The sequence below is a fragment of the Psychrobacillus sp. MER TA 171 genome (assembly GCF_023713305.1).
Taxonomy (GTDB): domain Bacteria; phylum Bacillota; class Bacilli; order Bacillales_A; family Planococcaceae; genus Psychrobacillus.
The window spans coordinates 35989-60832 of sequence record NZ_JAMAWN010000009.1 but is presented as its reverse complement, the minus strand read 5'-3'; the positions used below and the strand labels follow the sequence as shown (position 1 = coordinate 60832).

Below are 24844 nucleotides of genomic sequence, written 5' to 3'. Positions count from 1 at the left end.
CATGATTGGTACTATAGTTATTATTGTCATTGCATTCATTTTGTTATCGGTATTTTTAACATTTTTCCCGATAGCACTTTGGATTTCAGCATTGGCTGCAGGAGTTAAAATTAGTATTTTCACATTAGTAGGGATGAGGTTACGTCGAGTAATTCCGTCACGTATCGTAAACCCGCTTATTAAAGCACATAAGGCTGGATTAAATGTAACGATCAATCAATTAGAAAGCCATTACTTAGCAGGTGGTAACGTTGACCGAGTTGTTAATGCATTAATCGCTGCACATCGTGCAAACATCGAGTTGACGTTTGAACGTGCAGCTGCTATTGACTTAGCAGGTCGTGACGTATTAGAGGCAGTACAAATGTCTGTTAACCCTAAAGTTATTGAAACACCGTTTATCGCTGGTGTTGCAATGAATGGGATCGAAGTAAAAGCAAAAGCTCGTATTACAGTTCGTGCCAATATCGATCGTTTAGTCGGTGGTGCTGGTGAAGAAACAATCGTAGCCCGTGTTGGTGAAGGTATTGTAAGTACAATTGGTTCTAGTGTAAGTCATGAACGTGTATTAGAAAATCCAGATTTAATTTCACAAACAGTTTTATCTAAAGGATTAGACTCTGGTACTGCATTCGAAATTCTGTCGATTGATATTGCGGACGTTGATGTCGGTAAAAACATTGGGGCAGAGCTCCAAACGGAACAAGCTGAAGCAGACAAGAAAATTGCGCAAGCTAAAGCGGAAGAACGTCGTGCAATGGCTGTAGCATCTGAGCAAGAGATGAAAGCTAAAGTTGTAGAGATGCGTTCTAAAGTAGTGGAAGCTGAGGCAGAGGTTCCTCGCGCAATGGCTGAAGCACTTCGTGAAGGTAATATGGGAGTCATGGATTATATGAATTATAACAACATCAAAGCTGATACTGGCATGAGAGACTCAATCAGCAAGGTTGGAAATGACAAGCCTTCAACGGATGAGTTGAAAGACTAGTATTAGCTTAGAAAGGAGGACTTCTCCTTGGAAGGTTTAATAATACCATTAATAATTATTATCCTTAGTTCATTGTTTGGGAGAAAGAAGCCGGATGAAAAACCTGCACCCAAACCTGCTCCACGTAACATTCAAACTGCTCCACAGCAAAAACCTGTCGAACAAAATCCTTTTAAAAGCTTAGGGGATTTAGCGAAAGAGTTTCAGCAGGAGCAACAACAAGCTAGGCCTGAAAGAAAGCAAACACCTAGAAAGCAAGCTCCTAAACAAGTAGTACAGGCAGAGGTACCTCCAGTAATACAAAAGGCTGGAAGAGAAGCGGGAAGAGACCAAGGCGTGCCAAGGTCAACTGGCCGTCTTTCTGTTCATCAAGTCATACCGACGAATGCAACTAAAAAATCGGTAGTTCATAACATAATGCCTGATACAAAAGAAGAGCTAATGCGTGCAATTGTCTTATCAGAGATATTAGCTCCGCCAAAATCTAAAAGATAACTCATGAACACCCCTTTACATGCATAAATTCATGTAAAGGGGTGTTTTTTATCAAACAATTATTTCCACTCCATGCGAGTATTATGATTGATAACTTTGATGACATTATATTAGATTATGAAATTTCTCTTCTTCGGTTAACAGATACGGAGTTAGTCTGTTCCTACAACCATTATCTTCTAGAAATAAAAGCAGACCGTTTGTCTATAAAGTCCATGTCGATGGAGCGCCTTCATCTTCAGGTAGACAAACTCCTTCACTTTAAACTGACTAGGAAGGAAAGCAGCTGATGCCACAACAATTAATTAGAATCCAATTGCCAAGCTCTACTGATCAGTTTCTATTGTTTCAAAAGCTGTTATCACAACAAATTGAAGTATATCGGGTGTATAGCACAGAAGAAAGCTTGTTCTTTTCTATCAAACGTAAGGATCTTAAAGAGTTTAGAAAGATAAGGAAAACATTAAAGATTTCTGTACATCTAAAAGATGAGACAAAAAATCGTACGATTTCTTTATATTCATATTCCATAATCGGGGTAATCTTTTTTTTCATAATACCAGTGGTTTTGGCACAATTTATATGGAAGATCAATATTGACTCTTATACGCCAGAAAGCAATATTCTAATTACAGAACAACTGAAAGAAATGAAAATTAAAGAACGAATACGTATTTCTTCTTTACCGTCAGAACAAGAAATTCGGCAAAAGCTACTTTTAAAGCATAAGGAGTTCTCTTGGATACACTTCACGCAATCAGGTTCCACTTTAACAGTGACTCCGATGCTTGCTCCAATCACGAAGGAGAGAGAAGTGAAAAATGCTCCTGCATCTCATCTTATTGCTAAAAGAAGCGGCGTTGTTACAGACTTTGAGCTAGTAAAAGGAGTTAGAGCAGTCGAGAAGAATGCTGCTGTAAAAAAAGGTGACATACTTGTAAATGGCTTTGTTACTCAAGGAGAAAAACGAATTATAACTAGCGCAGAGGGCAAGGTCTATGCAAGTTATTGGATAGAGCTTAACTTCGAACTTCCCAAAAAAGTAACCATTGTAAAGCCGACTACTAGAGAAGTACTGATTGAGAAAAAATCCAATAACAGCAATGAATATTGGAAGGAAATTGCTATGCCTCGATTCTTACAGCCATATTTTAAAGCGGGCTATGTACAGGGCAGTGAAAAAGTTACCTATGACTTAAATGAAGAATCAGTAGAGCATTTAGTTCGACCTTTATTATTTCAAAAAATTATGAATGATTTACCGCGAGGCACTCAAATCTTAGAAGATAAAGTTTTACAGATGTCTATAGAAAATGATAAAGTTAAAGGAAAGATATTATTACTAATAAATGAAAATATTGCAACACCACAAGTTATACCCCAAGGAGACGACACATGAGCCAACAAAAACAATTAGATATTAATCTACAGGATCCAACTGAAGCAGTAATGCTGCTTGGTATTTCAGATAAGAATATTAAACTGATTGAAGAAGAGTTGAAGGTGCAGTTGATCACCAGAGGAGAACTAATACAAATTGCTGGTGAAGAACAAAATGTAGAAGATGCAAGGCAGCTAATCATACAACTTCTACTTGTAATACGAAAAGGTATTAATATTAACCTTCGAGACGTAACCACAGCTATAGAAATGAGTGCAAATGGAACAATTGAATATTTTGCAAGTCTTTATGATGAAGAAATAGCTCGAAATACAAAAGGGAAAGCAATACGGGCAAAAACCATTGGTCAAAGAGAGTATGTCCACGGTATTAGACATACTGATTTAACGTTTGGAATTGGACCAGCCGGTACGGGAAAAACTTACCTTGCTGTAGTAATGGCTACTCAAGCTTTAAAAAATGCACACGTTAAGAGAATCATTTTAACACGTCCAGCAGTTGAGGCAGGGGAAAGTCTAGGATTCCTACCAGGAGATCTAAAAGAGAAGGTAGACCCTTATTTACGTCCTTTGTATGATGCGTTACATGATGTATTAGGAACAGAGCAAACGGATCGCCTTATGGAACGAGGTACAATAGAAATTGCTCCTCTTGCTTATATGCGCGGTAGAACGTTAGATGATGCTTTTGTTATTCTGGACGAGGCCCAAAATACTACAAAAGCTCAAATGAAAATGTTCTTAACACGATTAGGCTTTGGTTCAAAAATGGTCATAACAGGAGATAAAACTCAAATAGATTTACCAAAAGGTGCAGAGTCAGGTCTCATAGTAGCAGAAAAAATACTACATCAAGTTTCTGGCATACACTTCCAATATTTAGAGCAAGGCGACGTAGTACGTCACCCATTAGTTGCTAAAATTATATCTGCATATGAAGAGCAGTAGTCAATAAGTTAAACGTGAAATCATCAACTGATTTCACGTTTTTATTTCTTTTTAAAGGCAGTTAATTCCTTAGAAAATAGAAACCCGAAAACTTTATCTGATCGTAGAATTTTTGAGATTTTTTATTTTCCTCGCATAGAAGATGAACCAGTAACCGCCAGATAACGTCATCATTCTAACTATAAACCAGTCATTTCAGATAAATTGGTCAAATTTTGAAAATATAAGGTATAATAAAGAGAATAGTAGACGAGGGGATGATAGGATGAAGTCTTTAATGATCAAGTGGAGAAAATGGCGAGAAAGTAAATATCTCCCTTTAATTATTATCCTTCTAACTTCCATAAGTATGTTTCTATTGGTTAAGGGAAGCGTGCAAGAAAATACATATGATATATCCTTAATGAACTTAGCACCTGAAACCATCCGTTCAGTTAAAACGATGGAAGACCCAATAAAAACTGAAGAAGAAAAAGACCAGGCTGCTTCAGAAGTAAATCCCGTCTATCAATTTCAGGATGAAACAGCTGAAAATCAGGCGACTATCATTGAGTCTATTTTCGATAGTGTAATAGAGATTAAGCAATCTATCACAAGTGATGAGCCTGAAGCAGCAACAGATAGTCTTCAAAGACTAAAAAAAGAAATGAACGTTCTAGCAGAAAATGCTAGCTTTGTACCGTTAACTGACGATGCACTGAGTATATTATTAAGTCAAAACATAGCAACTATAAATGATGTTAAAGAAAAGCTTCCAATCCTAGTAGAAGAAACATTAAGTGAACCGATTAGGAATGAAAATTTAGGTACAGAAAGAGATAAGGTTGTTCAGAAAGTCCGAACTACTTTTAATTATCCAGATAGTTTTACGAGCGTTTTAGTATCTATAGCTCGAGGCTCCATAATAGCTACAGAAACAAAAAACGATGAACTAACTGAGCTACGCATGGAACAAGCTAGAGCTAGCGTAGAACCAACTAGAATATTACAAGGTCAAATACTCGTTCAAAAAGGGGAAATTGTCAGTAAAGATGTGTATCGTCAACTAGAGCTATTAGGAATGCTGACTGATAAATCATCGTATAAACAATATATAGGTGTAGCTCTTTTTGTATTGATGACAATGTGGGTGCTTTTCGGACAAACCATTCGTTTTAAAGACCCTAATGTTATCAACGTGAAAAATCTGATTGTTGTGGCTTTTAGTGTTATTGTATCCGTCTTGATGATGAAAGTGCTACAATCAGTAGCGTACAATTTTGATGTTGTTATTGCATTTTTGTTTCCTACTGCAATGGTATCTATGTTAGTTTATATTCTAGTCAATGAAAGAGCGGCTTTTATATCTAGCTTTGTCGTAGCGGCCTATGCAGGGATTATTTTTCAAGAAGGATATACGAATATCTTTCAAATGGAAGTTGCTTTATACATACTCTTTGGTGGTATAGCAGGTGTTTTTGCCGTACAGCGTATGTACAATAATTCTCAAATTTTACGTTCAAGCTTAATTGTTGCGTCTATAAATTTAACGTTTATCTTATTTTATCTGTTAATGACAAAGACAACTTATGAGTTTGTTGATGTAGCTTTCTATATTGGCGCTGCCTTAATATCTGGTATATTATCCGGGGCTCTTACACTTGGTATTTTGCCTTTCTTTGAGTCGCTTTTTGGAATCTTATCCACAATGAGGCTCATAGAACTTTCTAACCCAAATCATCCATTACTTAAGAAAATTTTAACTGAAACCCCAGGTACGTATCATCACAGTCTGATGGTGGCAAACTTAGCAGAAGCAGCTTGTGAGGCAATCGGAGCGAATGGCTTGCTAGCTAGAGTTGGATGTTATTATCATGATATTGGAAAAACCAATCGACCTGGGTTCTTTATAGAAAACCAAGTGAACGGCTATAATCCACATGATAACCTTTCTCCAGAAGCTAGCAGGGATATTATTATTTCTCATGCAACAGATGGGGCAAATATTTTAAAGAAACATAAGCTACCGAAAGAAATCGTAGATGTGGCGGAACAGCACCACGGCACTAGCTTATTGAAATTCTTTTATTATAAAGCGAAAGAAAGTAATCCTAATACTACTGAGGAGTCCTATAGATATCCTGGGCCAAAGCCACAGACGAAAGAAATTGCAATTATTTCAATTGCAGATAGCGTAGAAGCTGCTGTAAGGTCCATGAAGGAACCAAGTGGAGAGAAAATCCACAGTCTGATTAAATCCATTATTAAAGATAAGGTAATTGATGGACAATTAGACGAATGCGACTTATCATTCAAAGAAATAAAGAAAATTGAAGAAAGCTTCTGCTCTACAATGAATGGCACATTTCATTCGAGAATAGAATACCCTAAATAAATAGTAAGGAGTCAATAATATGTTAGAACTAGATTTAATGGACGAAACAAATACTTTAACTAAAGAAGCTATTGCACTAGTAGAAAAAGTACTACAATCTGCAGCAGGGCAATTGAATGTGAAAAATGAGAGCGAAGTAAGTGTTACGTTTGTTACAAACGATCAAATTCAAGAAATCAATAAAAATTATCGGAACAAAGATATGCCTACAGATGTAATATCTTTTGCTATGGAAGAAATGGGTGAAGGTGAAATAGAAATTAAAGACGCTGACATACCCACTTTGCTTGGAGATATCATTATTTCTGTAGAACGTACGATTGAACAAGCGCAAGCATACGGGCATACCTTTGAACGCGAGCTTGCTTTTTTAGCCGTCCATGGTTTTTTACACCTATTAGGGTATGATCATGGGACAGAAGAAGAAGAAAAAGAAATGTTTGGTCTACAAGAGAAAATTTTGCAGGAGTTTGGTTTGAAGCGTGAAGGCCATGAACTTTCATAAGTTTGGAAAGTCCTTTGTCTATGCTACACAGGGAGTTATACATGCTATAAAGACAGAGCAGAATTTCAGGCTACATTTGCTTGCTGCAGGTATAGTATTCATTGCAAGTTTATTAACTGGCCTCTCTAAATGGGAATGGATAATCGTTGTTATGCTCATTTTTGGTATGTTCATGATAGAATTAGTTAATACGTCCGTAGAAAGAATTGTAGACCTTGCTTCTCCGGACTTCCATCCTTTAGCCAAACAGGCTAAGGATCTTGCTGCAGGCGCATGTCTAGTCTATGCACTCTGCACAGTAATAGTAGGTTTAATTATATTCATACCGAAATGGTCGGTAATCTTATTTTAAAGGTGTGATTTTATATGAAGAAAGAAGAATTACTAAAAGCATCTATCACAGCCATGGAAAAAGCATACGTTCCGTATTCCAAATTTCCTGTAGGAGCAGCTTTACTTACTAAAAGTGGAGAAGTTATTTTAGGCTGTAATATTGAAAATGCATCTTTTGGGTTAACAAACTGTGCTGAGCGAACTGCCGTTTTTAAAGCTGTGTCAGAAGGTATAAAAAACTTTACAGCAATAGCTATCGCTGGAGATACAGATGGACCAATTTCACCATGCGGAGCATGTAGACAAGTTTTAGCGGAGTTCTGCGAGCCTAATATGCCCGTATATTTAACAAACTTAAAAGGAAATGTAACAGAAACGACGGTATCAGAATTATTGCCTGGAGCTTTTACAACGGAGGATTTAAATTATGCTGCAAAACAATGAAGGATATAAATCAGGATTCATATCAATAATCGGACGACCAAATGTAGGTAAATCTACATTTCTAAACCGTGTAATAGGGCAAAAGATAGCAATAATGAGTGATAAGCCACAAACGACTCGCAACAAGGTACAAGGAGTTCTTACTTTAGATCAAAGTCAAATGATTTTTATTGATACCCCGGGTATTCATAAGCCTAAGCATAAATTAGGTGACTTTATGTTAAAAGTTGCAAAAAATACGCTACGTGAAGTAGATGTAATTATATTTATGGTAAATGCTACAGAGCCAAGAGGTAAAGGTGATGAATTTATCATTGATCTCTTAGAAAAAAACGAAACTCCCGTATTTTTAGTGATCAATAAAATAGACCAAGTACATCCAGATGATTTAATCGGAATAATTGAGTCTTATAAAGATAAATATGATTTTGCTGAAATCGTTCCTATTTCTGCTCTTCAAGGTAATAATGTAGAAAGACTATTAGAAACAATCCAATCATATTTACCGGAAGGTCCACAATATTATCCAGCGGACCAAGTAACTGACCATCCAGAGAGATTTATCATCTCTGAACTGATCCGTGAGAAAGTATTGCACTTGACTAGAGAAGAAATACCACACTCAATTGCAGTTGTAATTGACAAGATAAAAAAAGAAGAAGATACAGATAAAGACATGATCCGTGTTATGGCTACTATTATTGTAGAACGTGATTCTCAAAAAGGTATTGTAATCGGTAAAAGAGGTGCACTTCTAAAAGAAGTTGGGACAAGAGCTCGTCATGATATTGAAATGCTTTTAGGAACTAAAGTGTTCCTAGAACTTTGGGTGAAGGTTCAAAAGGATTGGCGCAATAAATCTGCCCATCTAAAAGATTATGGATTTAGAGAAGACGAATATTAATATAGAGGAAGCATAGAAGGAAGGGAAGGCTTTTGCTTCAAAAAGTAGAAGGGATTGTCTTACGTACCTCCTCCTACGGAGAAACAGATAAAGTAGTAACTATATTCTCTCGAGAGCTTGGTAAAAGGGCTGCGATGGCTCGTGGAGCTAAAAAGCCAACTAGCCGTCTGTCTTCAATCTCCCAGCCTTTTACGTATGCTTATTTTTTAATACAACAAGGGAGAGGGATGGGGTCTCTACAACAAGGTGAAATAATTGACTCGATGCGTGTTATTCGAGAAGATATTTTTACTACAGCTTATGCTAGTTTTATTATGGAGCTAGTAGATAAACTAATTGATGATGAATCTCCTAAACCGCATGTGTTTACAATTTTACAGCAAGCATTAGAGGCAATATCAGAGGGCTATGATCCAGAAGCCATTAGCTTGTTTGTTGAGTGGAAGATGTTATCCGTAGCTGGAATATATCCGGTACTTCATCAGTGTGCCAATTGTGGAGCAACAGATGGGGAATTTGCATTCTCTTTTGCTCAAATCGGTTTTTTATGTCATCGTTGTTTTACAATTGACCCTTATTTAATTCGTTTAACACCCTCACAGGTGAAGTTAATCCGAACATTTTATACCGTTCCTATTGACCAGGTTGGTAAGCTAACTTTGAAAAAAGAGACGAAGGGCTTTATAAAAAAAATCGTCCGTACCATATACAATGAGCAGGTTGGAGTTCGTTTAAAATCTCAAGGGTTTCTAGACCAAATGGAAAAAACACCTGAGTTTTTCCAGCCTAAAAAAGATTCTCATTCGGAAGAATAATTCCGGATGAGTTTTTTTATTGGAAATAATAAATAAAAAAAGCCTGCAAATTGTATCCGTAATTGGATTTGTTTTGCAGGCTTAATTTATTTGGCAATGTTTCTAATTAAAATTGTATTTGCTCTTCAATATAAGCTTTTACTTCTGAAATAGGCATTCTTGTTTGTTCCATTGAATCACGATGACGCACCGTAACTTGGCCGTCCGTCTCTGAATCAAAGTCATACGTGATACAGAATGGTGTACCGATTTCATCTTGTCGACGGTAACGTTTACCAATGGATTGAGACTCATCATAGTCAACCATGAAATGCTTGCTAAGGTCAGAGAATAATGCAGTTGCACCTTCAGATAGCTTCTTCGATAAAGGCAAGATCGCTGCTTTTACCGGAGCCAGAGCAGGGTGGAAGCGTAAAACTGTTCGTTGGTCGTCGCCTTCTAGTTGCTCCACGTCATAAGCCTCGCATAAGAATGCCAATGTTACACGGTCAGCACCTAGAGATGGCTCGATGCAATATGGTACATATCTTTCATTGGTTACTGGGTCGATATAATTGAAATCTTCACCAGAGTGTTCCATATGCTGCTTCAAATCGAAGTCAGTTCTATCGGCAATACCCCATAGTTCACCCCAACCGAATGGGAATTTATATTCAATGTCTGTTGTTGCATTCGAGTAATGCGAAAGTTCGTCGTCAGAGTGGTCTCTTAAACGAATGCTATTCTCCGAAACACCTAAGTTAAGTAACCATTGACGGCAATAATTGCGCCAGAACTCAAACCATTCCATGTCTTCACCAGGCTTACAGAAAAACTCTAGCTCCATTTGTTCAAATTCTCTCGTACGGAACGTGAAGTTACCAGGAGTGATTTCATTTCGGAAACTTTTTCCGACTTGGGCAATACCGAATGGCATTTTTTTACGCATAGAACGCTGTACATTTTTATAGTTAACAAAAATACCTTGTGCTGTTTCTGGACGTAAAAAGATTTCGTTCGTAGAAGATTCCGTTACACCTTGGAACGTTTTGAACATCAAGTTAAATTGACGAATTTCCGTGTAATCATATGCACCACAAGAAGGACAAACTACATTATGCTCCTTCATGATTTCTTCCATTTTCTCAAAGGAAAGGCCATCTATTACCATTTCAATTCCTTTTTTATCTAATGCATCCTCGATGATTTTATCCACTCGGTGACGTGATTTACATTTTTTACAGTCGATCATTGGATCATTGAAGTTACCAATATGACCTGAAGCGACCCATGTTTTTGGGTTCATAAGAATAGCAGCATCTAAACCTACATTATATGGTGACTCTTGTACAAATTTTTTCCACCAAGCTTTTTTTACATTGTTTTTAAGCTCTACTCCAAGTGGACCGTAATCCCATGTATTTGCCAAACCTCCATAAATTTCAGAGCCAGGGAATACAAAGCCTCTTTGTTTTGCTAAACTTACTACATTTTCCATTGAAAATTCCATTTGACATACCTCCATTTTGATAAAAGCTTTTAAAGAAAAAAATGAAACAAAAAAACTCGTCTCCGGGCCTCAATAGCCCGGGGACGAGTTTATAACCCGCGGTTCCACCCCGATTGGTTGTATGTATGACAACCCTCTTTAAAAACTTAAGCTCCAAGCTGCCGTTTCCTGTAGATGTGGTCTTTCACTGTCACCACTCGCTTTATGTTACAGTACTTATAATGCTCTTCAACGCTTTAATATTATTGATGATTGTATCATATGCTTCTTTATTTAGCAATGTGATGGATAATGGTATATAATTATTTAGAATAAGTATAACTAAGTATAAACTTTGAGGCGGTGAGTCCAATCGAACTCAACAAACGGCAAGTCGAAATTTTGGACATTGTAAAAGGGAATGGACCTATTACTGGTGAACAAATTGCAGAACGACTTAATCTGACTAGGTCAACTCTAAGACCTGATCTTGCGATATTAACGATGGCTGGCTTTCTGGATGCTCGACCTCGTGTAGGTTATTTTTACTCAGGTAAGAAAACCAGTCAGGCAATCTCTGATAGCATTGCACAAATGCTCGTAAAGGATTTTCAGTCTATCCCCGTTGTTGTAGAAGAAAGTATGTCGGTTTACGATGCAATATGCCATATGTTTTTAGAGGATGTTGGCTCTTTGTTTGTCGTTGATAAAAAATCAGTATTATCCGGTGTGCTTTCTAGGAAAGACTTTTTACGAACAAGTATCGGAAACCAAGACTTAACCAAAATGCCGGTACATATGATTATGACTAGGATGCCAAATATTACGTATTGTCTAAAGGAAGATACATTAATTGAGGTAGCAAATAAATTAATGAGTCGGCAAATAGATTCGTTACCGGTAGTAAAAGAGTCGAAAGACGGTCTAGAGATTGTTGGAAGAATAACTAAAACAAATATTACACGAGCCTTCTTATCTTTAGCTGATGACCATGATTTATGAGGAGTGAAAGAATGAAAATGTTAAACCTATTTATTGTCTCAGACTCCATTGGGGAAACTGGCGAGCTAGTAGCTAGAGCTGCAGTAAGCCAATTTAGACCAGGTCTGCAGCATACCAAACTAAAAAGATTTACCCATATCGATTCTTTGGATCATATAAAAGAAATTACTGCTTTAGCTAAAGACCAGAATGCAAGTATCTTATATACATTAGTTCAACAGGAAATGAGAGAAGCTATTGTTAAGTATTGCAAAGAATATGACTTAGAGTGTGTAGATCTTATCGGCCCTGTAATTAATCTACTTGAAAAGAAACTAGATGAAAAATCTTTTGAAGAGCCTGGTCTCGTTCGAAAGCTGGATGAAGATTACTTTAAAAAAATTGAAGCAGTAGAGTTTGCTGTAAAATATGACGATGGCAGAGATCCAAGAGGGTTATTGCAGGCGGATATTGTACTAATAGGTGTCTCCCGCACTTCTAAAACACCTTTATCGCAATACTTGGCAAACAAACGCTATAAGGTTGCGAACGTACCATTAGTTCCAGAAGTAGAGCCGCCAGAAGAACTTTTCCAAATAGATCCTTCGAAATGCTTCGGTCTTATCATTACTCCTGACAAATTAAACTCCATTAGAAGAGAAAGATTAATCGCAATTGGTCTTAAAGATGATGCATCTTACGCCAAAGTGGAACGTATTAATGAAGAAATTGCGCATTTTCAAAAAGTGGTAGAAAGAATTGGCTGTAAGGTTATTGATGTGACAAATCGAGCGGTAGAAGAAACAGCAAATCTAGTAATAACTCAAATTCAACAAAAATAATTTGAAATTTTGGACCGATTCACAATTGTGAAAAGGTTTTTTTATGTACGAAAGCGAATTAAAAGTATAGATTAATATATTGAAATGTTTTATAATATTTATTTGTGGAAAAAAGAAATTTTTCGTATTATCATGTAAATATTTTGTCGATTCTTGCAGGATTTTTCTTAAGTCTCTCGAATTAATACTAAGTAGTAAGTAAAGATGGTGAATTCATGAATCGTATAGAAGAAGAAGTAATCGAACAAGTTAGAAATAATACAGACATAGTTGATGTAATTAGTGAATTTGTTCAGCTTACAAAAAGAGGTAGAAACTTTTTCGGTCTCTGTCCATTTCATGGTGAACAAACCCCATCTTTTTCTGTCACTCAAGAAAAGCAAATTTTTCATTGCTTTGGCTGTGGAGCTGGTGGAAATGTAATTACGTTTTTAATGGACATTGAGAATCTCTCATTCCATGAAGCTGTTAGTAAATTAGGTAGCCGTCTAGGAATGCAGATTGAACATAAGGCAACCGAAATTTCTGAAGAGAAAGCACCGGTCTCCAAAGAAGTATCTCTTATGAAAAAAGCGCATGAATTTGCTAGCGAATATTTTCATCATCTTTTACTTCACACGGAGGAAGGAGAAAATGCATTACATTACTTACAAGAAAGAGGGTTTTCTACCGAACTCATCGAAAAGTATAAAATAGGATGGTCATTGCCTAGCTGGGATGCCCTAACTACCTTATTAGAGAGAAAAGGTATGGATTTGCAAGAAATTGAGAAAACTGGACTTATTATTAGAAAAGAAAATGAATTGAAGTATTTTGACCGCTTTCGTGGAAGAATTATGTTTCCTGTTTTCGACGAAACTGGCCATGTAGTTGCGTTCTCTGGAAGGATTCTTGGTAAGAAGGAAAATGAAGCCAAATATTTAAATAGTCCTGAATCCCCTATCTTTCAAAAAAGCCAGATACTCTATAACTTAGATAAAGCGCGACTAGACATTAGGAAAAAACGCAACGTGGTTATTTTTGAAGGCTTTTTAGATGTTATATCGGCGTCTAAAGCGGGTATAACAAATGGTGTTGCAACAATGGGAACAGCATTAACGTCTCAACATATAACCAAGCTGAATAGATTAACCTCCAATGTTACCCTTTGTTTCGATGGAGACAAGGCAGGGATGGAAGCAGCAAAAAGAGCAGCAATCTCTTTACAAGGGCAAAATATTCAGACAGAGGTTGCTATTATTCCGGATGCTATGGATCCAGATGATTATATTAAGAATTATGGGGAAGAAGCTTTTAAGGAGAAAATTATTGAAAAGCCTCATTCTTATCTTTCATTTATGATGATTGTTTCCAAAAGAGATAAGAATTTTAATAACGAAAATGATACCCTTCAGTATATTCAAGAAATATTGGAAATACTGAGTGAGAGAAGCTCTTCTGTAGAAAGGGATCTGTATGTTCGACAGCTTTCTCAGGAAACAAATGTATCCGAAGAAGCTATCTATCAACATTTACGGAAAATACAGGGGAAAAAAGCAAGAGACACTAAAAGTAGTAATCATAGCAACAATTCCATTCCTTTAGCTGCTCCTCAAGAGCTGCCTAAAAAGAAACGAACTCTTTCAGCTGATGAAAGAGCAGAAAGAATTTTATTAGCACATATGCTCCATAATCCGCAGGTAATCGATATTGCAATTAGAACTATAAGTGATGGCCCGTGTTTTATAAGGGACGCATACGAAGCTGCGTACGTTCGTTTGATGGGGTATTACGAAGATTATCCGGAAGGTGACTATCAACGGTTTTTAGAAGTATTAAACGACGGTGAATTAAGGAAAATAGTAATGGAAGCTGCGCTCTCAGAACGTGATCCAGAACATGAAACTGAAGAAGTCATGGACTGTTTGCGCCATATTAGAAAATACCGGATAGAGCAGCAAATTGGGCAAAAGTTACATGAAGCTAAAGAGGCTGAAAAAATGACGGATATAACTAAAGCGCTCCAACTGGCACAAGAGGCCATTCAGTTAAAAAAATCTTTAGTAAATTTTCAATAATCATCCGGTAGTAAAAGGAGGAATTCTTATGGCGGACAAGTCTGAACGTACAAAAGAAACGGACATCGAATTATCATTATTAGAAGCAAAGAAACAACTGATTGAGTTAGGTAAAAAGAATGGTGAGGTAACTTATCATGATATAGCAGATAAATTAGCGTCTTTCGATTTAGAATCAGATCAAATCGAGGAATTCATTGATCAGCTAGAAGGCAAGGGTATTGAACTTGGGCGTAAAGCTGGAGATGAGGAAGATTTAGATCGTTTGATGAAGGGGAAGGAAGAAGAAACTTTTGACCTTAATGATTTAAGTGTTCCCCCAGGTGTTAAAATCAATGATCCTGTACGCATGTACTTAAAAGAAATTGGTCGAGTAGACCTTTTAAAGGCATCAGAGGAAATTGCACTTGCTGAGAGAATAGAGCAAGGTGATGAAGAAGCGAGAAAGCGTCTAGCAGAGGCGAACTTACGTTTAGTTGTAAGTATTGCGAAGCGATATGTTGGTCGTGGTATGCTTTTCTTAGATTTAATTCAAGAAGGAAATATGGGTCTTATTAAAGCAGTAGAGAAATTCGATCACAGAAAAGGATTTAAATTCAGTACGTATGCAACTTGGTGGATTCGCCAGGCAATAACTCGTGCAATTGCTGACCAAGCAAGAACTATTCGTATACCAGTGCATATGGTCGAAACAATTAACAAACTGATTCGTGTGCAACGTCAATTACTTCAAGACTTAGGACGTGAGCCTTCTCCAGAAGAAATTGGAGAAGAAATGGATCTTCCAGCAGAAAAAGTTCGTGAAATCTTGAAAATTGCTCAAGAGCCTGTTTCCTTAGAAACACCTATTGGGGAAGAAGATGATTCACATTTAGGTGATTTTATTGAAGATGCCGATGCACAGTCACCATCGGATCATGCAGCATATGAGCTTCTTAAAGAGCAATTAGAAGATGTACTAGACACTTTAACTGACCGTGAAGAAAATGTACTCCGTTTACGATTTGGTTTAGATGATGGACGTACAAGAACACTTGAAGAAGTAGGTAAAGTTTTTGGTGTTACTCGTGAACGTATTCGTCAAATTGAAGCGAAGGCATTAAGAAAATTACGCCATCCTTCTAGAAGCAAACGTTTAAAAGATTTCTTAGAATAATCAAGAGACATCCTGACAAAGGGTGTCTTTTTTACAGGTTTTTTTAGTGCCTTTTTTCTCCTGAAAAGTGGGATTACCCATCTCACTTTTCTTTTATTTCAAGGTGTTCGTAAAAATGCACTTGAAACTAGCCGAAAAGATTAGTATAAAGAGATATAGGGAAAAGAGGATGGATATGTCTATTCAACGAAAAAAAGTAATATTGAATGAAATTGCTTTTTGGAAGCAAAATAAGCTACTTCCCGAGCATTACTGTGATTTTCTTACAGCTCTTTATGCTCAAGGGGAAGGAGAGGGAACTGAAGGAACCAACGAAGGTATACTAGCAAGGGAAGCGAAAAAGTCGAAGCTGAAAGTAATCTCGGCTACTTCTATTATAAGTCTCATTACGCTCGCACTTTTAGGCTCACTAGTTTTCATAACAACGGCCGTTATTATACCAATTATTTTATCGGGAATTGCAATTCTAGTTTTTACGTACATATCTATTAAAAAGTTTAGTCAAAGTTCAATCTTACCACCCTTACTATTAGTATTTTCTGCGTTATTACTATTAGGAATTACTTTTAAAATATGGGAAGCTTTTTTCATAACGGAGCCTACTACACTAGTAATTATGATTGCAGTTAACTGCATATTATGGTTATTTTCTGGCTTTCGTTTGAAGCTAATTTATTTTACTATTTCCGGTATTGTGGGACTCTTATTGATATTTATATACATCTCTATTACATTTTTTACATAGAATACAATTTTTAATGATTGAAATTTCACGTGACTAGTGGAATTTCTTTTTTTGAGTTAATGAACCAACACATGCGCATAGAGAGTGCTCCATAGAAAGCTTCTGACAGGAGTGGATGTACTTTCTTTAAATGTATTTTATATTTCTCTTTTGGGATTAAAAGATTAATAAAGAAAAATAGATTCAAATTCGTTTTAATATGATTATTTACATAATCTTTTGTATAATAAAAAAGTAAGCGTTTTTATTTACAAAGGGGATGGAATAAAATGAATTTTGATTTAACGCAGGAACACCAAATGATTCGTAAAACGATTCGAGAGTTTGCTAGTGAGGTTGTAGCTCCCGGAGCAATTGAGCGAGACAAAACGAAGGAATTTCCAAAAGAAATCTTTAAACAGTTAGCCGACATGGGGATGATGGGCTTACCGTTTTCAGAGGAGTATGGTGGAGCAGGAGCTGATACAGTTAGCTTTGCTATTGTGACTGAAGAATTGAGTCGTGCCTGTGCATCAACTGGTATTACCTATTCAGCTCATATATCACTAGGCGGAGCACCGCTAAGCTTGTTCGGAACAGAAGAACAAAAACAAAAGTACTTAGTTCCAATTTGTACGGGAGAATCTTTAGGTGCTTTTGGATTAACAGAGCCAAATGCTGGATCAGATGCTGGAGGAACTCAAACAACTGCAAAAGAAGAAGGTAATGATTTTGTTATAAATGGAAGCAAGGCGTTTATTACAAACGCTAGTTATGCAAAACATCTTGCACTGACTGCTATTACAGGTATGTCAGATGGTAAAAAAGAGATTTCTGCTATTATAGTTCCAACTGATGCAGATGGTTTTACAGTAATTGATAACTATGAAAAAATGGGGTTAAATGCCTCTAACACGACTGAATTAGTGATAGAAAATGTTAGAGTACCTCAAGAAAACTTATTAGGTAAACGAGGAAATGGTTTCAGACAATTTCTTGTTACATTAGACGGTGGAAGAATAGGAATAGGTGCAATGGCAGTAGGGATTGCTCAAGCTGCATTTGACCGAGCACTCCAATATTCCAAGGAACGTAAACAGTTTGGAAAAACATTATCAGAGTTTCAAATTACACAGTTTAAACTAGCAGATATGGCAATGAAGATTGAATTAGCAAGAACGATGGTGCATAAAGCTGCTTGGTTAAAGGACCAAGGACGACCGTTTGGTAAAGAGGCATCTATGTGTAAACTATATGCTTCTGAAATTGCAATGGAGGTTGCTGATCAAGCAATTCAGCTTCATGGCGGATATGGATATATGAAAGAATATGAAGTAGAACGCTATATGAGAGATGCGAAACTTCTTGAAATTGGAGAAGGTACTTCAGAGGTGCAACGAATGGTAATAGCTAGACATATTGGTTGTTAAACATTAAAAATATGTCGATTTTGTCACAAAGCTATAAAACTTTCTTCAATAACACTTTTCGTTTTCGACACAATGGAGTACAATATGAGTGTTGACTAATTCTATATTAGAAAAGAATGTATAAAAGAAGGAGGGTTAACTATGCAAAAGAATCCAATTATCCCATTTATACTTATTATGGCATTTGGTATCGGTTTAATTTTCTTCCTATCTATCGATGGAGTAGGTAATAAAGCAGAAATTACGGCTGAACATGAAGCTGCTGAAGGCGGAGAATCTGCTGAAGGTGGAGAAGAAGCTACTGCTGGTGAATTCGATCCTGAAGCACTTGCTCAAGGAAAATGTATCAGCTGTCACGGTAACACTTATGAAGGCGGAATGGGGCCATCATTAGTGGGTACAGCATTGTCTGAAGATGAAATTAAAGACATTTTAGCTAATGGTAAAGGTTCAATGCCTGGTGGTTTAGTACCAGAAGCAAACCTTGATGAAATGGCTGCTTGGGTCAAATCTCTAGGTGAATAAGATTTTAAGAAAAGACCTCTAGATTCTTTTTAAGAATCGAGGTCTTTTTTTATTTTTGTTATAATAATGGTGAGGTGTATAGAATGAATGCGAAAAACTTATCAGATAGACTGAAAACTGTGGCATCCTTTGTCGAACAGGATACAATTTTAGCGGATATAGGAAGTGACCATGCTTATCTTCCATGTTACTTGGTCCACCAATCCATAATCTCTAAAGCAATTGCTGGAGAGGTAGTAAAGGGACCATTTGAATCTGCAGTGAAGCAAGTGAAAAGTGAAGGCCTGGAAAAGCAAATTGAAGTGCGTTTTGGAGACGGTCTGCAAGTGATTGAAGACGAGGACCAAGTGGGCACCGTTACAATTGCTGGGATGGGTGGTCCGTTAATTGCTTCCATACTAGAAGCAGGTAAGCATAAACTTACTAACGTTCACACGCTCATTCTTCAACCGAACATTCACGCAAAAGCAATTAGAGAATGGGCAATTAAAGAAGGCTGGAATGTTGATCAAGAAACAATTTTGGAGGAGCATACCAAAATTTATGAAGTAATTGTACTTAAAAAAGGAAATATGGTGCTTAATGAACAGGAGCTTTTATTAGGACCAATTTTAATGCAAAGCCGTACAAGTGTATTTCAGAAAAAATGGTCAGTCGAAATGAAAGAATGGGAAAGAATACTGACTCAATTAAAAAATATTCCACCAACTCCGGAAGTTTTACAAAAAGTAGAGGAAATAGAGAATAAAATCTCGTTAGTGAAGGAGCTGTTGTAAACATGAAGCAAACCAATGGACAACATCTTATTTCTATCTTTGAAGAATGGGCACCACGCTCCTTAGCGGTAGAGGGAGATTCGGTAGGTCTTCAAATCGGTAGATTAGATAAGCTTGTTACGAAGGTGCTTGTGACATTAGATGTGAACGACGAAGTGGTTGATGAAGCAATTGAGCAAGGGTGTCAGCTAATCATTGCTCATCATCCTCCTATTTACAGTAAGCTTAAGAATATACGTACAGATATGCCACAAGGACGTCTGTTTGAAAAACTGATTAAGCATGATATTGCTGTATATGCTGCTCATACGAATTTGGATATAGCTACTGGAGGGGTTAATGATCTATTAGCTGAAGCACTGAAGCTAGAGAATATTTCTATATTAGAACCAACTACCTCCGAAAACTTAATGAAGCTTGAAGTATTTACTCCTAAAGAAGCTACTGAAACCGTTAGAAAGGCTCTAGCAGAGGCTGGAGCAGGTAATATAGGGGATTATAATAGCTGTAGCTTTACAACCTCTGGAGAAGGCCGGTTTAAGCCTGAGGAAAGTGCTGAGCCTTATATCGGGAAGCCAAATGAGTTAGCTGTTGTAAAAGAGGAAAAAATAGAGGTAGTATTACCTGAATCTAAGAAAAACAAAGTATTAAGAGCCCTGTTAAATTATCATCCCTATGAAGAACCTGCATACAATTTGATGAGTTTGGATACTCAGGTCAACGAAATGGGGCTTGGAAGAATAGGGTTATTACCAAAGAAAGTTTCTTTGGCGGATTATGCAAATACCGTCAAATCATTGCTAAACGTACCTTTTGTTCGAGTAGTTGGACCGCTTGATAAACCCATTCAAAAGGTGGCAGTACTAGGCGGAGATGGTAACAAATATATTTCGATTGCTAAAAGGGCAGGGGCAGATGTTTTTATAACCGGGGACTTATATTTTCATATTGCACAAGATGCATTAGCGATGGGACTTGCTGTTATTGATCCTGGCCACCATATTGAACAAATTATGAAAATTGGCGTTGCAAAATATATGCAAGCGGAGTGCCTAAATAAAAAACTGGACTGTGAATTCATCGCTTCTAAGATATCTACAGAACCTTTTAAACTTATTTGACTATAACGTGCTATTCTACCAAAAAAATAAAGCTTCGAAAATTTTACTATTAGTAAATTTTCGAAGCTTATTTTAGAGTATCTTCTATATCGACCTCTACATAATTAAGTTACTTTGTTAGTTAACTGTATAAGGCTCTATTTTAGTAACTGGTTTAGGAACTTTAATCTTAGGTAGAATTTTCTCGGGAAGTACTTTTTTTGTTGTATCATGAGTTGTAGGATCATTTGGATCGTATTTCTCTAAAAACTGGATGACTTCCTTAACAATCGGTGTTGGTGTGGAAGCTCCGGCAGTCACTGCTACATGGTTAACATTGTCTAGCCATTCTAATTTAAGATCAGATATATCGCCGACTCGGTAAGATGGAGTGCCTGCAATTTCCTCTGAAACTTGTGTAAGTCTATTAGAGTTATTACTCATTGGATCACCAACAACAATTAGTAGCTCAGCTTCTCCTGCTTGCTCCGCAACCGCTTCTTGTCTAACTTGAGTGGCAAGACAAATTTCTTTGTGTACCTCAATGTGAGGAAACTTTTCTTTCAGCTTTTCCATGAGATGAACAACGTCCCATTGTGACATAGTAGTTTGATTTGTGACTAATAATTTTGTATTAGAAAGGGAAAGACTTTCAATATCCTCATTTGTTTGAACAAGATGGACTTTAGTTGGGGCAACCCCGATTGCTCCTTCAGGTTCAGGATGCCCTTTTTTCCCGATATAAATAATATCATAGCCTTCTGCTGTTTTTTCTTTTATTAAATCATGGGTAACGGTAACATCAGGGCATGTGGCATCAATGGAAACTAATCCTTTTTTGCGAGCTAATTCCTTTACCTCTGGTGAAACTCCATGCGCTGTAAAAATGACCGTTCCTGTATCGACCTTTGATAGAATATCTAAGCGATTTTCTCCATCTAAAGTAATAATACCATCCTGCTCAAATGCATCTGTTACATGTTTATTGTGAACAATCATTCCTAATATATAAATTGGACGTGGAAGAGATGAATCCATTGCTGCATTCCTTGCAATAACCATTGCATCCACCACACCATAACAATATCCTCTAGGCGAAATTTTTTGTACAATCATCTTTAAGAAACTCCCTTCAATACGAGCATACTCATATTATAGCGGAGGAAAGAGATGATTACAAAATATTAAAATGGTGGCTGGAAAATTCGCGGTAAAGAGACACCGCCAGTAGATGCTACGGTACTAGCTGCTCGGGCAACAGCTGGAGCTGCCGCTGAAGCTGCTGTAGTAGCGGTAGCCGCGGTAGCCGCTGTAGTTGCTGCGCTAGCTGCGGCACCTGCAGCAGGGGCTGCAGAGAATCCACGGTAAAGTCTTAAAAGAGCAGGTACATTTTGAAGCATTGGAGCCCATTGTTTAACCATCGGTGTGATTTGTTGTGCAGTATTTATAAACTTATCAGCAGTTTGCAAATAAGACATGGTTTTACTGCTTAATCCTCCAGCACTTGCTGCTGCCGCACCCGCTGTAGCTGCGGCACCTGCTGTAGCAGCACCTTGAGCGAACCCTTGCGGCCCAGGACCGAAATTAGGCGGGCCTCCTGGACTAAATCCTCCTGGACGTGGAGGACCTTGACCAAAATCATTCGGAACCGGTGGACCTCCTTGGTTAAATCCACCAATTGGCGGAGTAGGAACAGGATCTGCAGAACCACCATTGCCTTGGAATTGTCTTATAAAATTTGAAATTGGCCCACTCGCTTGCCCACTTGGTGCTTGATTGAAATTGGGTGGAGGAGGGGGCGTGTTTTGGAAAGAATTTGGATTGCCAAAATTAGAGAAATTATTTCTTCTCTGAGCAAATGGATAAAATGATTCATAGCGCAATTTATTTCTCATCTCCTTTCGAACAAACAGACTATTCTATTCTATGCAAATTATCGGTTTTATGTACAAATCATGTTACAATATAGGTATGATAGGGAGGGACTAAAATGTCCAAATATACAGATTATAATTTTCAACCGTTTTTACTAGAAGCTATAAATAAATTAGGCTTCCAAGAACCAACACCAATCCAAAAAGAAATGATTCCATTAGTCTTGAAAGGTAAAAGTGCAATTGGTCAAGCGCATACAGGAACTGGGAAAACACATAGTTTCTTAATACCAATTGTTGAAAAAATTGATGCTAGTAAGCAAGCAGTTCAAGCAATAATTACTTCTCCGACTAGAGAGCTCGCAACTCAAATATATAAAGAGTTGAACAAATTAGTGGAAGGTACTGAAATCCAAACTAAGCTATTTATCGGAGGAACTGACAAAGCTCGTTCAATCGAAAAGTTAAAGACACAGCCTCAAATAGTCGTTGGTACTCCAGGTCGACTTCGTGATTTAACAGTTGAGCAGGCACTTTTAGTTCATACCGCAAAAGTATTAGTGGTGGATGAAGCCGATCTTGCATTTGATTTAGGTTTTATCAATGAAATCGATCAGTTTGCATCAAAAATGCCAGATGAATTAGAAATGTTCGTATTCTCTGCGACCATACCAGAAAAACTACAACCATTCCTTAAGAAATATATGGATTCACCTGTGCATATTAAAATAGGTGACAAACGTCCGGTCGCTGATGGAATCGACTTTACTGTTGTCCCTGTACGTAGTAAGTCTCGTAAAAAAAGATTATTAGACGTTATTGAAGGTATTAATCCTTATTTAGCGATTATCTTTGCTAATACGAAACAGAATGCGGATGAAGTAGCACACTATTTACAAGGAAACGGCATAAAAGTTGGCGTTGTTCACGGAGATGTTTCTCCACGTGATCGTAAACGAGTGATGAAGCAAATACACGAATTAGAATATCAATACATTGTGGCTACTGACTTAGCAGCTCGTGGAATCGATATTCCAGGAGTAAGCCATGTCATTAATTACGAAATACCCGATGACCTTGAATTTTTCATTCACCGAGTTGGTAGAACTGCCCGCGCAGGACTAACTGGAACAGCTATTACCTTATTTGAACCATCTGATGAAGATGCTTTAAATCGTATTGAAAAGATGGGTATTACATTTGAGCATAAAGATGTAAGTAATGGCGAATGGTCTGAATTGAAAGAGAGACATGCTAGAAATAATAGAACTAAAGTCGAAAATGAGATAGATGCAAAAGCAAAAGCGTTGGTTAGAAAGCCTAAAAAGGTTAAACCAGGATATAAACGAAACATGAAATGGGAAATGGATAAAGTTAAGAAAAGAGAACGTCGCATCAAAAACCGTAAGAAATAAGGGGGAACTTCCATGCTACTAGGATCACATGTTTCCATGAGTGGAAAAGAAATGTTGCTAGCTTCTAGTAAAGAGGCGGCGTCGTATGGTGCCAATACATTTATGATTTATACGGGTGCACCACAGAATACGCGCAGAAAACCAATAGATGAGTTAAACATTGAAGCTGGCGTTGTGCACATGAAGGAAAACGGCATAAATAATATTGTCGTTCATGCACCTTATATTATTAATTTGGGTAATACAACGAAGCCAGAAACGTTTGCTTTAGGTGTAGACTTTCTACAAAAAGAGGTAGAGCGCACTGCAGCTATAGGAGCTACACAAATCGTATTGCATCCTGGTGCACATGTTGGAGCTGGAGCTGATGCTGGCATTCAAAAGATTATCGAAGGCTTAAACGAAGTTTTAAGCTCTGATTATCCTGTCCAAATTGCTTTAGAAACAATGGCGGGAAAAGGCTCTGAATGTGGTAAGACTTTTGAAGAGCTTGCACAAATATTTGATGGTGTGAAAAATAATGATCGCTTGTCGGTTTGTATGGATACGTGTCATATCCATGATGCCGGATATGATGTTGTAAACGATTTTGATGGCGTCTTAAATAATTTTGATCATTTGGTTGGAATTGACCGATTAAAAGTTCTACACATCAATGATAGTAAAAATATTTGTGGAGCAGCTAAAGATCGTCATGAAAACATAGGGTTTGGTGAAATTGGCTTTGAGGCATTGCAATATGTAGTGCATCATCCACAGCTGATAAATATCCCTAAAATTTTAGAGACTCCTTTCGTTGGTGTGGATGCCAAATCAAAGAAAGCTCCATATAAAATGGAGATTGAGATGCTACGCTCGAAAACGTTTGACCCAAATGCATTAGAACTACTAACTGTTTAAATATAATCAATTTAGGACCCTCTCTTTTCATTGAAAAGAAGAGGGGCCTTTTTCTTTCAATTGCTCGTATAAAGCAATTGCACGTTTTTCTCCTAAAATGCTTATAAGTTTTTGCTGAATAGCATTAGGTACACCTAATACCAACCAAGTAATAGATATTTCTTGCAGTAAGGGGTAGACGCCCTCTATTTCTTTATCTGATAATTTCACATCAAACCCTTTGAGTATTTTCTTAAACTCTTTTTTTGAACAGGTTTGTAGCTGAATAATAAACTTAGCAATATCCACTAGAACATCCTTTCAAGCATTTTTATTTACACTATACGATTTATCCTCTATACTTTTATTTTGTAAATCGTAATCATTCTTAATTAGAATAGAGGAAACAA

The 24844-nt window shown here is 37.2% G+C and carries 26 protein-coding genes; 22 read left to right on the top strand and 4 right to left on the bottom strand.

Annotation, left to right across the window (positions count from 1 at the left end; translation table 11 throughout):
- The first annotated feature begins 1 nt into the window (after nucleotide 1).
- The 11 genes from floA (at nucleotide 2) to recO (ending at nucleotide 9207) form a co-directional block, all read left to right on the top strand.
- The gene (gene floA / locus M3627_RS10305; RefSeq protein ID WP_169358310.1) at nucleotides 2-988 is read left to right on the top strand and encodes a flotillin-like protein FloA; all 987 of its coding nucleotides are present in this window, start codon (nucleotides 2-4) and stop codon (nucleotides 986-988) included.
- 27 nt (nucleotides 989-1015) lie between these two features.
- On the top strand, nucleotides 1016-1483 hold the full coding sequence (locus tag M3627_RS10300) for a hypothetical protein (RefSeq protein WP_251555581.1): 468 nt from the start codon (nucleotides 1016-1018) through the stop codon (nucleotides 1481-1483).
- 83 nt (nucleotides 1484-1566) lie between these two features.
- Nucleotides 1567-1773, top strand: coding sequence for a hypothetical protein (locus M3627_RS10295; RefSeq protein ID WP_251555580.1), 207 nt, complete (start codon nucleotides 1567-1569; stop codon nucleotides 1771-1773).
- Nucleotides 1773-2882, top strand: coding sequence for a sporulation protein YqfD (locus M3627_RS10290; protein ID WP_251555579.1), 1110 nt, complete (start codon nucleotides 1773-1775; stop codon nucleotides 2880-2882). The genes M3627_RS10295 and M3627_RS10290 overlap by 1 nt, the downstream gene beginning before the upstream one ends.
- The gene (locus M3627_RS10285; RefSeq protein ID WP_251555578.1) at nucleotides 2879-3832 is read left to right on the top strand and encodes a PhoH family protein; all 954 of its coding nucleotides are present in this window, start codon (nucleotides 2879-2881) and stop codon (nucleotides 3830-3832) included. The genes M3627_RS10290 and M3627_RS10285 overlap by 4 nt, the downstream gene beginning before the upstream one ends.
- 265 nt (nucleotides 3833-4097) lie before the next feature.
- The gene (locus tag M3627_RS10280) at nucleotides 4098-6206 is read left to right on the top strand and encodes an HD family phosphohydrolase (RefSeq protein WP_251555577.1); all 2109 of its coding nucleotides are present in this window, start codon (nucleotides 4098-4100) and stop codon (nucleotides 6204-6206) included.
- A 19-nt stretch (nucleotides 6207-6225) separates the two neighbouring features.
- Complete coding sequence (gene ybeY, locus M3627_RS10275) at nucleotides 6226-6711, top strand: rRNA maturation RNase YbeY (protein WP_169358067.1); 486 nt, start codon at nucleotides 6226-6228, stop codon at nucleotides 6709-6711.
- Nucleotides 6698-7063 (top strand): diacylglycerol kinase family protein, encoded by a 366-nt coding sequence (locus tag M3627_RS10270; RefSeq protein ID WP_169358311.1) that lies wholly within the window; start codon nucleotides 6698-6700, stop codon nucleotides 7061-7063. The genes ybeY and M3627_RS10270 overlap by 14 nt, the downstream gene beginning before the upstream one ends.
- Nucleotides 7064-7077: 14 nt before the next feature.
- The gene (locus tag M3627_RS10265) at nucleotides 7078-7488 is read left to right on the top strand and encodes a cytidine deaminase (protein ID WP_251555576.1); all 411 of its coding nucleotides are present in this window, start codon (nucleotides 7078-7080) and stop codon (nucleotides 7486-7488) included.
- Nucleotides 7472-8392 (top strand): GTPase Era, encoded by a 921-nt coding sequence (era, locus tag M3627_RS10260; protein ID WP_251555575.1) that lies wholly within the window; start codon nucleotides 7472-7474, stop codon nucleotides 8390-8392. Before M3627_RS10265 ends, era begins: the two co-directional genes overlap by 17 nt.
- A 32-nt stretch (nucleotides 8393-8424) precedes the next feature.
- The gene (recO, locus tag M3627_RS10255) at nucleotides 8425-9207 is read left to right on the top strand and encodes a DNA repair protein RecO (protein ID WP_169358070.1); all 783 of its coding nucleotides are present in this window, start codon (nucleotides 8425-8427) and stop codon (nucleotides 9205-9207) included.
- Nucleotides 9208-9313: 106 nt separating this feature from the next.
- Here the strand turns inward: recO and M3627_RS10250 are convergent, their stop codons facing one another.
- Complete coding sequence (locus M3627_RS10250; protein ID WP_169358071.1) at nucleotides 9314-10696, bottom strand: glycine--tRNA ligase; 1383 nt, start codon at nucleotides 10694-10696, stop codon at nucleotides 9314-9316.
- A 342-nt stretch (nucleotides 10697-11038) separates the two neighbouring features.
- On the opposite strand from M3627_RS10250, the gene ccpN reads away from it, so the two are divergent.
- The 9 genes from ccpN (at nucleotide 11039) to M3627_RS10205 (ending at nucleotide 20287) form a co-directional block, all read left to right on the top strand.
- On the top strand, nucleotides 11039-11677 hold the full coding sequence (gene ccpN, locus M3627_RS10245) for a transcriptional regulator CcpN (protein ID WP_169358072.1): 639 nt from the start codon (nucleotides 11039-11041) through the stop codon (nucleotides 11675-11677).
- 11 nt (nucleotides 11678-11688) lie between these two features.
- Nucleotides 11689-12498 carry a pyruvate, water dikinase regulatory protein gene (locus tag M3627_RS10240; RefSeq protein WP_169358073.1) on the top strand — a complete coding sequence of 270 codons (810 nt, stop codon included), beginning with the start codon at nucleotides 11689-11691 and terminating at the stop codon, nucleotides 12496-12498.
- 215 nt (nucleotides 12499-12713) lie between these two features.
- Nucleotides 12714-14555, top strand: coding sequence for a DNA primase (dnaG, locus tag M3627_RS10235; RefSeq protein ID WP_169358074.1), 1842 nt, complete (start codon nucleotides 12714-12716; stop codon nucleotides 14553-14555).
- 28 nt (nucleotides 14556-14583) lie between these two features.
- Nucleotides 14584-15711 carry an RNA polymerase sigma factor RpoD gene (gene rpoD / locus M3627_RS10230; RefSeq protein WP_169358075.1) on the top strand — a complete coding sequence of 376 codons (1128 nt, stop codon included), beginning with the start codon at nucleotides 14584-14586 and terminating at the stop codon, nucleotides 15709-15711.
- Between the two features lie 175 nt (nucleotides 15712-15886).
- Nucleotides 15887-16456, top strand: a complete 570-nt coding sequence (locus M3627_RS10225; RefSeq protein WP_251555574.1) for a hypothetical protein — start codon at nucleotides 15887-15889, stop codon at nucleotides 16454-16456.
- 269 nt (nucleotides 16457-16725) lie between these two features.
- Nucleotides 16726-17865, top strand: a complete 1140-nt coding sequence (locus tag M3627_RS10220; protein ID WP_169358077.1) for an acyl-CoA dehydrogenase family protein — start codon at nucleotides 16726-16728, stop codon at nucleotides 17863-17865.
- A 141-nt stretch (nucleotides 17866-18006) separates the two neighbouring features.
- On the top strand, nucleotides 18007-18390 hold the full coding sequence (cccA, locus tag M3627_RS10215) for a cytochrome c550 (RefSeq protein WP_169358078.1): 384 nt from the start codon (nucleotides 18007-18009) through the stop codon (nucleotides 18388-18390).
- Nucleotides 18391-18473: 83 nt separating this feature from the next.
- Nucleotides 18474-19166, top strand: a complete 693-nt coding sequence (locus M3627_RS10210; protein ID WP_169358079.1) for a tRNA (adenine(22)-N(1))-methyltransferase — start codon at nucleotides 18474-18476, stop codon at nucleotides 19164-19166.
- A 2-nt stretch (nucleotides 19167-19168) separates the two neighbouring features.
- Entirely contained in the window at nucleotides 19169-20287 is a 1119-nt protein-coding gene (locus tag M3627_RS10205) for a Nif3-like dinuclear metal center hexameric protein (RefSeq protein WP_251555573.1), read from the top strand.
- 117 nt (nucleotides 20288-20404) lie between these two features.
- Here the strand turns inward: M3627_RS10205 and M3627_RS10200 are convergent, their stop codons facing one another.
- The gene (locus tag M3627_RS10200) at nucleotides 20405-21382 is read right to left on the bottom strand and encodes a 4-hydroxy-3-methylbut-2-enyl diphosphate reductase (RefSeq protein WP_169358081.1); all 978 of its coding nucleotides are present in this window, start codon (nucleotides 21380-21382) and stop codon (nucleotides 20405-20407) included.
- Nucleotides 21383-21450: 68 nt separating this feature from the next.
- A complete protein-coding gene (gene vrrA / locus M3627_RS10195) occupies nucleotides 21451-22161 on the bottom strand; it encodes a VrrA/YqfQ family protein (RefSeq protein WP_169358082.1) in 711 nt (236 codons plus the stop codon).
- A 95-nt stretch (nucleotides 22162-22256) separates the two neighbouring features.
- Between vrrA and M3627_RS10190 the strand changes: the two genes are divergently transcribed.
- Nucleotides 22257-23555, top strand: a complete 1299-nt coding sequence (locus M3627_RS10190; RefSeq protein ID WP_251555572.1) for a DEAD/DEAH box helicase — start codon at nucleotides 22257-22259, stop codon at nucleotides 23553-23555.
- Nucleotides 23556-23567: 12 nt separating this feature from the next.
- Nucleotides 23568-24455, top strand: a complete 888-nt coding sequence (locus M3627_RS10185; RefSeq protein WP_169358084.1) for a deoxyribonuclease IV — start codon at nucleotides 23568-23570, stop codon at nucleotides 24453-24455.
- 27 nt (nucleotides 24456-24482) lie between these two features.
- Here the strand turns inward: M3627_RS10185 and M3627_RS10180 are convergent, their stop codons facing one another.
- On the bottom strand, nucleotides 24483-24743 hold the full coding sequence (locus tag M3627_RS10180) for a hypothetical protein (RefSeq protein ID WP_169358085.1): 261 nt from the start codon (nucleotides 24741-24743) through the stop codon (nucleotides 24483-24485).
- Between the last annotated feature and the right edge of the window lie 101 nt (nucleotides 24744-24844).

Coding starts and splice junctions, on each gene's coding strand:
- floA (WP_169358310.1), top strand. CDS start 2: ATGATTGGTACTATAGTTATTATTGTCATTGCATTCATTTTGTTATCG.
- M3627_RS10295 (WP_251555580.1), top strand. CDS start 1,567: ATGATTGATAACTTTGATGACATTATATTAGATTATGAAATTTCTCTT.
- M3627_RS10290 (WP_251555579.1), top strand. CDS start 1,773: ATGCCACAACAATTAATTAGAATCCAATTGCCAAGCTCTACTGATCAG.
- M3627_RS10285 (WP_251555578.1), top strand. CDS start 2,879: ATGAGCCAACAAAAACAATTAGATATTAATCTACAGGATCCAACTGAA.
- M3627_RS10280 (WP_251555577.1), top strand. CDS start 4,098: ATGAAGTCTTTAATGATCAAGTGGAGAAAATGGCGAGAAAGTAAATAT.
- ybeY (WP_169358067.1), top strand. CDS start 6,226: ATGTTAGAACTAGATTTAATGGACGAAACAAATACTTTAACTAAAGAA.
- M3627_RS10270 (WP_169358311.1), top strand. CDS start 6,698: ATGAACTTTCATAAGTTTGGAAAGTCCTTTGTCTATGCTACACAGGGA.
- M3627_RS10265 (WP_251555576.1), top strand. CDS start 7,078: ATGAAGAAAGAAGAATTACTAAAAGCATCTATCACAGCCATGGAAAAA.
- era (WP_251555575.1), top strand. CDS start 7,472: ATGCTGCAAAACAATGAAGGATATAAATCAGGATTCATATCAATAATC.
- M3627_RS10250 (WP_169358071.1), bottom strand. CDS start 10,696: ATGGAATTTTCAATGGAAAATGTAGTAAGTTTAGCAAAACAAAGAGGC.
- M3627_RS10240 (WP_169358073.1), top strand. CDS start 11,689: ATGAAAATGTTAAACCTATTTATTGTCTCAGACTCCATTGGGGAAACT.
- dnaG (WP_169358074.1), top strand. CDS start 12,714: ATGAATCGTATAGAAGAAGAAGTAATCGAACAAGTTAGAAATAATACA.
- rpoD (WP_169358075.1), top strand. CDS start 14,584: ATGGCGGACAAGTCTGAACGTACAAAAGAAACGGACATCGAATTATCA.
- M3627_RS10225 (WP_251555574.1), top strand. CDS start 15,887: ATGTCTATTCAACGAAAAAAAGTAATATTGAATGAAATTGCTTTTTGG.
- M3627_RS10220 (WP_169358077.1), top strand. CDS start 16,726: ATGAATTTTGATTTAACGCAGGAACACCAAATGATTCGTAAAACGATT.
- cccA (WP_169358078.1), top strand. CDS start 18,007: ATGCAAAAGAATCCAATTATCCCATTTATACTTATTATGGCATTTGGT.
- M3627_RS10210 (WP_169358079.1), top strand. CDS start 18,474: ATGAATGCGAAAAACTTATCAGATAGACTGAAAACTGTGGCATCCTTT.
- M3627_RS10205 (WP_251555573.1), top strand. CDS start 19,169: ATGAAGCAAACCAATGGACAACATCTTATTTCTATCTTTGAAGAATGG.
- M3627_RS10200 (WP_169358081.1), bottom strand. CDS start 21,382: ATGATTGTACAAAAAATTTCGCCTAGAGGATATTGTTATGGTGTGGTG.
- vrrA (WP_169358082.1), bottom strand. CDS start 22,161: ATGAGAAATAAATTGCGCTATGAATCATTTTATCCATTTGCTCAGAGA.
- M3627_RS10190 (WP_251555572.1), top strand. CDS start 22,257: ATGTCCAAATATACAGATTATAATTTTCAACCGTTTTTACTAGAAGCT.
- M3627_RS10185 (WP_169358084.1), top strand. CDS start 23,568: ATGCTACTAGGATCACATGTTTCCATGAGTGGAAAAGAAATGTTGCTA.